7 protein-coding genes, 3 tRNA genes and 3 rRNA genes are annotated in these 12,149 nt (G+C 47.8%); 10 read left to right on the top strand and 3 right to left on the bottom strand.

Annotated elements, in window-relative coordinates; all coding sequences use genetic code 11:
* The first annotated feature begins 60 nt into the window (after positions 1-60).
* The 4 genes from FRE64_RS01975 (at position 61) to aroF (ending at position 2,550) form a co-directional block, all read left to right on the top strand.
* Positions 61-264 (top strand): DUF751 family protein, encoded by a 204-nt coding sequence (locus tag FRE64_RS01975; protein WP_146294420.1) that lies wholly within the window; start codon positions 61-63, stop codon positions 262-264.
* A gap of 362 nt (positions 265-626) precedes the next feature.
* Positions 627-896, top strand: a complete 270-nt coding sequence (gene rpsO, locus FRE64_RS01970; protein WP_146294419.1) for a 30S ribosomal protein S15 — start codon at positions 627-629, stop codon at positions 894-896.
* 17 nt (positions 897-913) lie between these two features.
* Positions 914-1,378, top strand: coding sequence for a PAM68 family protein (locus tag FRE64_RS01965; protein ID WP_146294418.1), 465 nt, complete (start codon positions 914-916; stop codon positions 1,376-1,378).
* A gap of 113 nt (positions 1,379-1,491) precedes the next feature.
* Positions 1,492-2,550 carry a 3-deoxy-7-phosphoheptulonate synthase gene (gene aroF / locus FRE64_RS01960; RefSeq protein ID WP_146294417.1) on the top strand — a complete coding sequence of 353 codons (1,059 nt, stop codon included), beginning with the start codon at positions 1,492-1,494 and terminating at the stop codon, positions 2,548-2,550.
* Here the strand turns inward: aroF and prfC are convergent.
* The 3 genes from prfC to nadC form a co-directional block, all read right to left on the bottom strand.
* On the bottom strand, positions 2,547-4,184 hold the full coding sequence (gene prfC, locus FRE64_RS01955) for a peptide chain release factor 3 (protein ID WP_146294416.1): 1,638 nt from the start codon (positions 4,182-4,184) through the stop codon (positions 2,547-2,549). The genes aroF and prfC overlap by 4 nt on opposite strands.
* Positions 4,185-4,274: 90 nt before the next feature.
* A tRNA-Arg gene (locus tag FRE64_RS01950) sits at positions 4,275-4,348 on the bottom strand.
* A 42-nt stretch (positions 4,349-4,390) separates the two neighbouring features.
* Positions 4,391-5,236 (bottom strand): carboxylating nicotinate-nucleotide diphosphorylase, encoded by an 846-nt coding sequence (nadC, locus tag FRE64_RS01945; protein WP_222597882.1) that lies wholly within the window; start codon positions 5,234-5,236, stop codon positions 4,391-4,393.
* A 358-nt stretch (positions 5,237-5,594) separates the two neighbouring features.
* Between nadC and FRE64_RS01940 the strand changes: the two genes are divergently transcribed.
* The 6 genes from FRE64_RS01940 (at position 5,595) to FRE64_RS01915 (ending at position 12,127) form a co-directional block, all read left to right on the top strand.
* Positions 5,595-7,097: ribosomal RNA gene (locus FRE64_RS01940) — 16S ribosomal RNA — on the top strand.
* Between the two features lie 100 nt (positions 7,098-7,197).
* A tRNA-Ile gene (locus FRE64_RS01935) sits at positions 7,198-7,271 on the top strand.
* 4 nt (positions 7,272-7,275) lie between these two features.
* A tRNA-Ala gene (locus FRE64_RS01930) sits at positions 7,276-7,348 on the top strand.
* A 100-nt stretch (positions 7,349-7,448) separates the two neighbouring features.
* Positions 7,449-10,333: ribosomal RNA gene (locus FRE64_RS01925) — 23S ribosomal RNA — on the top strand.
* Between the two features lie 56 nt (positions 10,334-10,389).
* Positions 10,390-10,506, top strand: a 5S ribosomal RNA gene (rrf, locus tag FRE64_RS01920).
* Together the 16S, 23S and 5S rRNA genes with 2 tRNA genes alongside form the textbook arrangement of a ribosomal RNA operon.
* Positions 10,507-10,600: 94 nt before the next feature.
* On the top strand, positions 10,601-12,127 hold the full coding sequence (locus FRE64_RS01915) for a YifB family Mg chelatase-like AAA ATPase (protein WP_146294414.1): 1,527 nt from the start codon (positions 10,601-10,603) through the stop codon (positions 12,125-12,127).
* The last annotated feature ends 22 nt before the right edge of the window (positions 12,128-12,149 follow it).

Raw genomic sequence — 12,149 nt, 5'->3', positions numbered from 1 at the left:
ATGGCAAAAATTTTCTTGCTTAAAATAGAGAGGAAAGAGTTGAGTAATTAATCAAGCGTTATGAAAGAATTTTTTCTAAATGTGTCTCGCTATCCCCGCTACTTAATCAGTTTCAGTTTAGGGATATTTTTTGCCCTATTTGAACGGATTAAACCACTATTTAAACGTCCAGTTACTGCCACCGCTTTAATCGGTATCATAATCAGTGGCTTTCTACTACTAGTCTTTACCCTAAGAGGAATGCTAGGTTATACTAATCTGTGACATCCTCCCTCGACAAATCGAAGATTATGTCGACGGCTTCCTAACTTCACAGTTATGTTTTTTAGGAGTGAGTAGGGTGGGTAGGTCAGCTTCACCCTACTAGAAAAAGCTTTTTGTAGGGGTTCTTAGTCATTAGTCATCCAGAAGTGGCAAAACAGGGTTAGAAGTAAGTTTAATTGCTTATTTTTCTCTCTAATCGTTTCTTAATGATTGATCATTGGTTGACAAACGAGGAAGGAAAAAGGACAAGTCGTTCATCATTTCTTAAAAAGCACCTGTACAAAGGACAGAGCAATGTTATAATGAGTATTCCCATAGTCATGAGTATAAAAACAGACAATCGCTAGGAACGCAAAACAACAATGAGTCTAAGCCAAGAAAATAAACAAGAGATCATTAACAATTATCAAGTTCACGAAACTGATACTGGATCTACAGAAGTGCAAGTCGCCATCATGACAAAGCGCATCACCCGTCTAACGGAGCATCTTAAGCAGAATAATAAAGATCACGCTTCTCGTCGAGGGTTACTACAACTCATTGGTCATCGTAGAAGTTTGTTATCCTATTTGCAGAAAGAAGATCAAGAACGCTATCAAAACTTGATTAAACGCCTTGGTATTCGTGGCTAACTCCAATTTAAATCGCTATGCCTTCTCAATCAGAAGAAAAACAAGCAAACTTGCCCTTTGAGCCGACAAGAAAACGGAAAAAAAAGCAAAAAGCAACTTCCGTAAACGCGAGTGAGACTCCTAGCTCTGAACCCTTATCCCATGAGCAGAAAAAAGCTCAAGCCTCTCTTTCGGCAATTCCAGAAGAAGTCAGTCAACGCATGGTGCGTCGAATGGCTTTCTTTTCAGGGATTCCCACTAGCTTGGGAATTGCCAGCTTTTTTATCTTTTACTGGATTGTTTCCAGGGAATTACTTGAGCTACCTCCCTACACTGTTGTCTTGGTAAGTATGGGATTATTTGGGCTTGGTGTCTTAGGACTCAGTTATGGGGTCATCTCCGCGTCTTGGGATGAAGGACGACTAGGTACAAGGGTCGGTTGGGAAGAGTTTAAAGCTAATATTAAGCGACTGATTTCTGCCTGGCGTAGTGCCAGACAATAATCCTTGCAACCAAAAACCAAAGATTTTGTTAATTGAAAATCAGCTAAAAATTGGTAAAGATAGATTATATAAGCTGATTTAAAAAGAAAACCAAACAAGGACTTGTAATAACTATGATCATTGTCATGAAAGTTGGCTCGCCAGAAGCCGAAATTAACCGCATTTGTGAGGAGTGCCAAGAAAAAGATTTAACCCCAGAAAAAATTGTCGGTCGCCATAAAGTTGTGATTGGGCTAGTGGGGGATACTGCGTCAATGGATCCCCTCCAACTCCAAGAAATAAGCCCTTGGATTGAAAGCGTAATGCGAGTAGAACAACCCTTTAAGCGGGCGAGTCGAGCATTTCGTCATGGTCAGCCCAGTGAGGTAGTGGTTAATACTCCCAATGGTGCGGTTACATTTGGGGAAAATCACCCCGTTGTTGTCGTTGCCGGCCCTTGTTCCGTTGAGAATGAGGACATGATTGTGAAAACGGCAAAAGCGGTGCAAGCATCAGGAGCGAAGTTTCTACGGGGTGGCGCTTACAAGCCTCGGACTTCTCCCTACTCGTTCCAAGGTCATGGAGAAAGTGCTTTAGGACTATTAGCCGCTGCTCGGGAAGCCAGTGGCTTAGGGATTATCACCGAAGTGATGGATACGGCGGACGTAGAAAAAGTTGCCGAAGTTGCCGATGTGCTACAAGTAGGCGCACGCAATATGCAAAATTTCCCGCTCCTGAAAAAAGTAGGCTCTCAGGATAAGCCAGTTTTACTTAAGCGCGGGATGTCGGGAACCATTGAAGAATGGTTGATGGCGGCTGAGTACATTTTAGCGGCTGGAAATCCCAATGTGATTCTCTGTGAACGGGGAATTCGCACATTTGATCGCCGTTATACTCGCAATACCCTTGATTTATCCGTTGTGCCTGTTTTACGGTCTTTAACTCACTTGCCCATTATGATTGACCCTAGTCATGGCACAGGCAAGTCAGAGTATGTTCCTGCAATGGCAAAAGGTGCACTTGCAGTGGGAACTGACTCTCTGATGATTGAAGTTCACCCCAATCCTTCTAAAGCATGGTCTGATGGCGCACAATCCCTCAATCCTGCGGAGTTTGATGAGCTAATGGGCGATCTGTCTTTAATTGGTCAGCCCTTAGGGCGTTGGGAAACGACTCCTGTAGCCGTGGGTTAATTACCTACCTTTTCCATCAACTCGTCTGTTGCTAAGGGGGCGGTTGCACTGAGTTCTAACTCAGGGTGATCGCCCTGAATTTGTTCTAAGTTCCATTGATTCTTAAATAAAAGAACTGGACGTTCCCACAAGTCCTTGACTATTGCTGTGTTAAATAATCGTCCTGCTTTGTCTAGGGCTTCCCATCCCCCTCTCACCCATCTTGCTACTTTATAGGGAAGCATTTCTAGGCTAGTTTCTACCCCATATTCATTTTCTAGACGATATTGCACCACTTCTAGCTGGAGTTGTCCTACTGCTGCCAAAATGGGATCACGTTTACTTTCATCTTTAGAGTACATGATCTGAATGGCTCCCTCTTCCCGTAATTCGGTTACGCCTTTATGGAATTGTTTGAACTTGGAGGGGTTAGGATTTTTGAGGTAAGCAAATAGTTCAGGGGAGAAGCAGGGAATCCCCTCATAGACAAGTTTTTTGCCTGTATAAACGGTATCTCCAATAGCAAAGACCCCTGGGTTATTTAAGCCAATTACGTCTCCAGGATAGGCATTTTCAATGGAATTACGGTCTTGGGCAAAGAGTTTTTGAGGACGAGATAATCTGACGGTTTTTCCTGTGCGAGCATGATTAACATTCATGTCTTTTTCAAACTTGCCCGTACAAACCCGAATAAAGGCAACGCGATCGCGATGTTTGGGATCCATATTTGCTTGTAACTTAAAGACAAATCCCGTGAATTCAGGATAAGTAGGATCAATTTTTCCCTGTGAAGAATAATGGGCTTCTGGGGGCTGTGCATATTCTAAAAAGGCATCTAAAAACAGTTGCACCCCAAAGTTGGTCATGGCACTACCGAAAAACATGGGAGAGAGTTCCCCATTATGGATTCTTTCGAGATCAAATTCAGGGGCAACCTCCTCAATAATTTCAATTTCATCTTTGAGTTGAAAATAAAGCTCTTGATCCAAGACTTCTTCAATTTTGGGATCATGGAGAGAAATAACTGTTGTTTCGGCTTGGCTACTACCGTGGGCAGTGCGTTGAAACAGATGGATTTCTTGATTGCGCCGATCATAAACCCCCTGAAATCGATCTCCCATGCCAATGGGCCAATTGACAGCATAGGTTTGTAAGCCTAATTCTTGCTCAATTTCATCAATGAGTTCTAAGGGTTCTCGCGCTGGACGATCCATTTTGTTAGCAAAGGTAAAAATAGGCAGCGATCGCATCCGACAGACTTCAAAGAGTTTGCGAGTTTGCGGTTCTAAGCCTTTAGCCGCATCAATCAGCATCACTGCATTATCCGCAGCGGCTAAGGTGCGATAGGTATCTTCACTAAAGTCTTGGTGACCAGGGGTATCTAAGAGGTTAATCTGAAAATTGCGATAGTCAAATTGTAAAACGGTAGAAGTGATAGAAATTCCCCGCTGTTTTTCCAGTTCCATCCAGTCTGAGGTAGCTTCTCGTTGCGCTCGTTTTGATTTAACTGCCCCAGCTTGATGAATTGCACCTCCATAAAGGAGAAGTTTTTCGGTTAAGGTAGTTTTCCCTGCGTCAGGGTGGGAAATAATTGCAAAATTACGTCGAGATTCAACGGCTTGTTGGAGTTCTTCTTCAATGGGAGATGTTGACATATAAATCTTTTTCTAGGTGGAAATCATTGCTTAGATATCATCGATCCTATCGCTTTTCCTTATGATTGTTTTGTGTAGCGAGGAAAAAAACAGGTGCGGCAGGACTCGAACCTGCGACAGGCGGATTAGAAGTCCGCTACTCTATCCAGCTGAGTTACGCACCCAAACACGGAAACCAATATTATCATAACATTCTCTGTTTCTGCTTAGACAAGCGTCATACTTAAATCTAGCCAACTAGCTTGGGTAATTGGTGCGCTCGTAGAAATATAATCAACACCAGTTTCGGCGATTTCACGAATGGTATTCAGGTTAATATTGCCTGAGGCTTCCACTTTGATGGCTGAGTTTTTCTTTTTAATTAAATCCACCATTTCTCGGATTAAGGGTAAAGCCATGTTATCAAGCATAATAATATCCACATTAGAGGCGATTGCTTCTTCTACTTCTGTGGCGTTCGTGGTTTCTACCTCAATGGTTAAAGGATAGGGTAGATTAGACCGTAACTGCGCGATCGCGCTAGTAATTCCCCCTGCCGCTTGAATATGGTTTTCTTTAATCATGGCTGCATCATCTAAACCAAAACGATGATTCATTGCCCCTCCTACTTGTGTGGCATATTTTTCCAGCAGTCTTAGCCCTGGGGTCGTTTTTCGCGTATCAACTAATTGTGTCGGTAAGTCAGCAATTTTTTCCGCGTAGTGATGGGTGAGTGTAGCAATGCCACTCAAGTGCATCACTAAATTAAGCGCCACCCTTTCCCCTGTTAATAGCGTATCGGTACCAGCGCGACAACGGAGGAGTTTAACTTGGTTTTCACAGAAACTTCCTTCTGTAACTTGTGGTTGCCAATCAATTTTCCCAAGAAGGCTAAAAATTTTCTCTGCAAAAGGGAGTCCAGCAATTACCCCTGCTTGCTTAGTCATCCAAACTGCTTCCTGTACAGGATTATTGTTTGCCGTAATAGCACCAGTAGCGCGATCGCCTCGTCCAATATCTTCTCGTAGCCATTCTCGAAATAAGGGTTCTAAAACCACATTAGGCGGAAGCATCACCATAATTATTTGTCTTTATAAACTACCTTGCCCTTTAATTTTACATTTTTGAGAGGCTAGACCCCCCATCAACCAAGGAAAAGAAAAAAAGTAGAAAAAAATTTAGAAAAAGGGTTGACACTTCCAGAAATCCACACTATATTGGTTAATGCGCTCGAAAGGGAAGCGGTGAAACGCGCCCCATAGCGAGCCCTCTGAACCTAGACAAATTAATAGTTGGAAAAGCCAAGCGTTAACTACTAGATAGTTAAAGCATCCACGTCAAATTATTATCTAAACCCTGCTGACACCGAAGCCAGACTTACGAGTTAAGCAACGGTGAAAGCATAACCAAAAATCGAGCCAAAAACTCATCAAAATGGAGAGTTTGATCCTGGCTCAGGATGAACGCTGGCGGCGTGCCTAACACATGCAAGTCGAACGAAGCCTTTTAGGCTTAGCCTAGAAGGCTTAGTGGCGGACGGGTGAGTAACGCGTGAGAATCTCCCTTCAGGATGGGGACAACCGTTGGAAACGACGGCTAATCCCCAATGTGCCGAAAGGTGAAAAGGGTTTCCGCCTGAAGAAGAGCTCGCGTCCGATTAGTTAGTTGGTGAGGTAAGAGCTCACCAAGGCAGCGATCGGTAGCTGGTCTGAGAGGATGAGCAGCCACACTGGGACTGAGACACGGCCCAGACTCCTACGGGAGGCAGCAGTGGGGAATTTTCCGCAATGGGCGAAAGCCTGACGGAGCAACGCCGCGTGTGGGAAGAAGGCTCTTGGGCTGTCAACCACTTTTCTCAGGGAAGAAGACCTGACGGTACCTGAGGAATCAGCCTCGGCTAACTCCGTGCCAGCAGCCGCGGTAATACGGAGGAGGCAAGCGTTATCCGGAATTATTGGGCGTAAAGCGTCCGCAGGGGGCGCATCAAGTCTGCTGTTAAAGGTCGGAGCTTAACTCCGGTAGAGCAGTGGAAACTGGTGCGCTAGAGGGCGACAGGGGTAGAGGGAATTCCCAGTGTAGCGGTGAAATGCGTAGAGATTGGGAAGAACACCGGTGGCGAAAGCGCTCTACTGGGTCGCACCTGACCCTCAGGGACGAAAGCTAAGGTAGCGAAAGGGATTAGATACCCCTGTAGTCTTAGCCGTAAACGATGGATACTAGGCGTGGCTTGTATCGACCCAAGCCGTGCCGAAGCTAACGCGTTAAGTATCCCGCCTGGGGAGTACGCACGCAAGTGTGAAACTCAAAGGAATTGACGGGGGCCCGCACAAGCGGTGGAGGATGTGGTTTAATTCGATGCAACGCGAAGAACCTTACCAGGGCTTGACATGCCGCGAATCTTCCTGAAAGGGAAGAGTGCCTTCGGGAGCGCGGACACAGGTGGTGCATGGCTGTCGTCAGCTCGTGTCGTGAGATGTTGGGTTAAGTCCCGCAACGAGCGCAACCCTCGTCCTTAGTTGCCAGCATTAAGTTGGGCACTCTAGGGAGACTGCCGGTGACAAACCGGAGGAAGGTGAGGATGACGTCAAGTCAGCATGCCCCTTATGCTCTGGGCAACACACGTCCTACAATGGTCGGGACAAAGGGGAGCAAGCTCGCGAGAGTAAGCGAATCCCATCAAACTCGGCCTCAGTTCAGATTGCAGGCTGCAACTCGCCTGCATGAAGGAGGAATCGCTAGTAATCGCAGGTCAGCATACTGCGGTGAATTCGTTCCCGGGCCTTGTACACACCGCCCGTCACACCATGGAAGCTGGCCAAGCCCGAAGTCGTTACCCTAACCGTATGGAGGGGGGCGCCGAAGGCTGGGCTGGTGACTGGGGTGAAGTCGTAACAAGGTAGCCGTACCGGAAGGTGTGGCTGGATCACCTCCTTAAAAGGAGACCTTTCTAGAGTCAGCTCTGAAAAAGAAGTAAGAGAGACATCTAGCACTCCTAAGGTCGGTCGTGGAAGGCTTTTCCATCTAGGTTTGGAAGGGGCTATTAGCTCAGCTGGTTAGAGCGCACCCCTGATAAGGGTGAGGTCCCTGGTTCAAGTCCAGGATAGCCCATAGCGGGGGTATAGCTCAGCTGGTAGAGCACCTGCCTTGCACGCAGGGAGTCAGCGGTTCGAGTCCGCTTACCTCCATGCAAGCTTCAGCACTGTTGACTGCTCAACAACTGCTGGACGCTTGTCCAGACCAGAACCTTGAAAACTGCATAGTCACCAAGACACAAATCAAGACCGAGGTCAAGCTACAAAGAGCTAACGGTAGAGCCCTCGGCACACAGAGGCGAAGAAGGACGTGGTAACCGACGAAACGCTACGGGGAGCTGGAAACAAGCATTGAGCCGTAGGTGTCCGAATGGGAAAACCCCTTTGAACGGTCTGCTGAATCTATAGGCAGACACGAGCCAACGCGGTGAACTGAAACATCTTAGTAGCTGTAGGAAAAGAAAACAACCGTGATTCCCCTAGTAGCGGCGAGCGAACGGGGAAAAGCCTAAACCAGTTACTGCGGTAGCTGGGGTAGAGGGACAGCATCACGGGACAGGAAAAGTTAAACGAAGCAGCTGAAAACTGCACCAGAGAAGGTAAAAGTCCTGTAGTTGAAAACCAGACCTGCCCAGCTGTATCCCGAGTAGCTCGGAACACGAGAAATCCCGAGTGAATCAGCCAGGACCACCTGGTAAGGCTAAATACTCCTGTGTGACCGATAGCGAACCAGTACCGCGAGGGAAAGGTGAAAAGAACCCCGGCGAGGGGAGTGAAAAAGAACGTGAAACCGTTAGCTTACAAGCAGTGGGAGGACGATTAAACGTCTGACCGCGTGCCTGTTGAAGAATGAGCCAGCGAGTAATTGCTAGTGGCCGGTTAAGCTGGAAACAGCGAAGCCCAAGGGAAACCGAGTCTGAAAAGGGCGTAAGTCACCAGCAATTGACCCGAACCCGGGTGAACTAACCATGGCCAGGAGGAAGCTTGGGTAGTACCAAGTGGAAGTCCGAACCGACCAACGTTGAAAAGTTGGCGGATGAGCTGTGGTTAGCGGTGAAATGCCAATCGAACTCGGAGCTATCTGGTTCTCCCCGAAATGCGTTTAGGCGCAGCAGCGACAACAACCCACTGGGGGTAAAGCACTGTTTCGCTGCGGGCTGCGAAAGCGGTACCAAAGCGAGGCAAACTCAGAATACCAGTGGCGAGGTCGCCAGTGAGACGGTGGGGGATAAGCTTCATCGTCAAGAGGGAAACAGCCCAGACCACCAGCTAAGGTCCCCAAATGATGGCTAAGTGAAAAAGGAGGTAGGAACGCAAAGACAACCAGGAGGTTTGCCTAGAAGCAGCCACCCTTAAAAGAGTGCGTAATAGCTCACTGGTCAAGCGTTCCCGCGCCGAAAATGAACGGGGCTAAGTCATCTACCGAAGCTGTGGACTCAATATGAGTGGTAGGGGAGCGTTGTTAAGCGGGAGAAGCACTAGCGGCAAGCAGGTGTGGACGCTTAACAAGTGAGAATGTTGGCTTGAGTAGCGAAAACTTTGGTAAGAATCCAAAGCCCCGAAACCCCAAGGGTTCCTCCGGAAGGCTCGTCCGCGGAGGGTTAGTCAGGACCTAAGGCGAGGCGGAAACGCGTAGTCGATGGACAACGGGTGAATAATCCCGTACTAGTGTGAGTTGGTGTCGGGGGACGGAGAAGGTTTAACTCAGCCCAGGGATGGAAAACTGGGTGCAAGCGTTCGAAGGTGAAGACGGGTGGCGAAAACACCCCGAGCTAAGGCGTGAGACCGACTCGCTACGGCGAGGAAGTGAGACAAATCAGACTCCCCAGAAAAGCCCGAAGCACCAAAAACTCAGACTACCTGTACCCGAAACCGACACAGGTGGGGAAGTAGAGAATACTAAGGGGCGCGAGAAAACTCTCTCTAAGGAACTCGGCAAAATCACCCCGTAACTTCGGGAGAAGGGGTACCAGCGAGAGCTGGTCGCAGTGAAGAGGCCCAGGCGACTGTTTACCAAAAACACAGGTCTCCGCCAACTCGAAAGAGGAAGTATGGGGGCTGACGCCTGCCCAGTGCTGGAAGGTTAAGGAAGTTGGTTAGTCCTTCGGGACGAAGCTAGCAACCGAAGCCCCAGTGAACGGCGGCCGTAACTATAACGGTCCTAAGGTAGCGAAATTCCTTGTCGGGTAAGTTCCGACCCGCACGAAAGGCGTAACGATCTGGGCGCTGTCTCGGAGAGAGACTCGGCGAAATAGGAGTGTCTGTGAAGATACGGACTACCTACACCAGGACAGAAAGACCCCATGAAGCTTTACTGTAACCTGAAGTGGGGTTCGGGCTGAGCTTGCGCAGGATAGGTGGGAGGCGAAGAAAGTTTCCTTGTGGGGAAACTGGAGCCATCCTTGAGATACCACTCTGGTTCAGCTAGAATTCTAACCTTCACCCGTAAACCGGGGAAGGGACAGCTGCAGGCGGGCAGTTTGACTGGGGCGGTCGCCTCCTAAAAGGTAACGGAGGCGCGCCAAGGTTCCCTCAGGCTGGTTGGAAATCAGCCGCAGAGTGCAAAGGCAGAAGGGAGCTTGACTGTAAGACTGACAAGTCGAGCAGGGACGAAAGTCGGCCTTAGTGATCCGACGGCCCTGCGTGGAAAGGCCGTCGCTCAACGGATAAAAGTTACTCTGGGGATAACAGGCTGATCTCCCCCAAGAGTTCACATCGACGGGGAGGTTTGGCACCTCGATGTCGGCTCATCGCAACCTGGGGCTGAAGTCGGTCCCAAGGGTTGGGCTGTTCGCCCATTAAAGCGGTACGCGAGCTGGGTTCAGAACGTCGTGAGACAGTTCGGTCCATATCCGGTGTAGGCGCAAGAGCATTGAGAGGAGCCTTCCTTAGTACGAGAGGACCGGGAAGGACGCACCGCTGGTGTACCTGTTATCGTGCCAACGGTAAACGCAGGGTAGCCAAGTGCGGAGCGGATAACCGCTGAAAGCATCTAAGTGGGAAGCCCACCTCAAGATGAGTGCTCTCATTCCGCAAAGGAAGTAAGGTCACAGGAAGAACACCTGTTTATTCGGCGCTCGGTGGAAGTCTGGTAACAGATGAAGCCAAAGCGTGCGAACCGACCGAGGGCTTGACCTCATTAATCTTGGTGACATGCAGTCTTGAAGGTTCTGCTTTCAGAACCCACAGCATTTCCTGGTGCTGAAGGCGCAGTGGAACCACTCCGACCCATCCCGAACTCGGTAGTGAAACGCTGCAGCGGCGAAGATACTTGACGGGTGACTGTCTGGGAAAATAGCTCGGTGCCAGGTTTTTTCTTTCCCCCCTTTACGGGGGGTTTGTTTTTTTTTAACTTCTTTTATCCCTAAACCGCATTATACTGGCAAAAAGAATTGAGGAAAAAAGATGCTTGCTAGGATTTGGAGTGCTGCGATTGTCGGGATAGATGCGGTCAAAGTGGGAGTAGAAGTAGATGTTGCAGGAGGACTCCCTGCAATTGTTGTGGTGGGACTTCCAGATACAGCAGTACAGGAATCACGGGAAAGGGTCAAAGCGGCCCTGAAAAATTCAGGCTTTGCTTTTCCTATGCGGAAAATTGTGATTAATCTGACTCCTGCTGATTTACGGAAAGAGGGACCAAGTTTTGATTTACCCATTAGTGTGGGAATGTTAGCGGCTTCAGAACAAGTAGATGGGAGTTTATTAGGGGATCACTTATTTTTAGGGGAAGTGTCTTTAGATGGGAGTTTAAGACCAATTTCTGGCGTTTTACCCATCGCAGCCACGGCGAAAACAATAGGGATGGCAGGAATTGTTGTTCCGATTGATAATGCTCAAGAAGCGGCTGTAGTGGAGGGACTCACGGTTTATGGCTTTAAGCACCTTTCAGAAGTGGCTCAATTTCTGAACCAACCAGAAAAGCATCAGCCGATAAAATTGAATGCCAAGCAAGAACTGGCTAAAGAAAACGCGATTAGTGCTGATTTAAAAGATGTCAAAGGGCAAGCCCATGCTCGTCGCGCCCTAGAAATTGCTGCGTCTGGGGGGCATAATCTCATTTTAGTGGGGCCACCGGGCAGTGGCAAAACAATGCTGGCGAAACGCTTACCTGGGATTTTACCACCTCTATCTTTTGCAGAAGCCTTAGAAGTTTCACAAGTGTATTCTGTGGCAGGGTTTTTGAAAAATCGAGGATCACTGGTTAGGGAAAGACCGTTTCGGAGTCCGCATCATTCCGCATCAGGGCCAGCTTTAGTGGGAGGAGGGAGTTTTCCTCGTCCTGGGGAAATTTCTCTTGCCCATAAGGGGATTCTTTATCTAGATGAGTTAACTGAGTTTAAGCGTAATGTTTTGGAATTTCTCCGTCAGCCTCTTGAAGATGGATATGTTACCGTTTCTCGCACTCGTCAATCGGTTATTTTTCCTGCAGGATTTACGTTAATTGCCAGTACCAATCCTTGCCCTTGTGGTTATTATGGCGATCCGATTCAGGCTTGTAGTTGTTCTCCTTATGTGAGACAAAAGTATTGGGCAAAATTATCAGGGCCACTGATGGATCGTATTGATTTACAAGTGAGTGTTAACCGTTTAAAGCCAGAAGAAATGACTAAACAGGGAACAGGAGAACCCTCAGAAGTTGTTAGAAAAAGAGTCATTCGTGCTAGGGAAATGGCGCGTCATCGCTTTGACAAAGAAAATACAATTACTTACAATGCCCAAATGCAAAGTCAGGAGTTACGAAAATATTGCCAACTCGATGATACCAGCCGTACTTTGTTAGAAAATGCAATTCGCAAGTTAGGACTGTCTGCGAGGGCAATGGATCGGATTTTGAAAGTTGCGCGTACGATCGCTGATCTAGCAGAAGAAGAGACAATTCAATCCTCTCATATTGCGGAAGCCATTCAATATCGAGCATTAGATCGCGCTTAATTTAATAACCAATACTAATTAA

The organism is Euhalothece natronophila Z-M001, from assembly GCF_007904085.1.
GTDB lineage: Bacteria > Cyanobacteriota > Cyanobacteriia > Cyanobacteriales > Rubidibacteraceae > Halothece > Halothece natronophila.
Note: the sequence above shows the minus strand (reverse complement) of the source record. Positions and strands in the feature narration are given on the sequence as shown.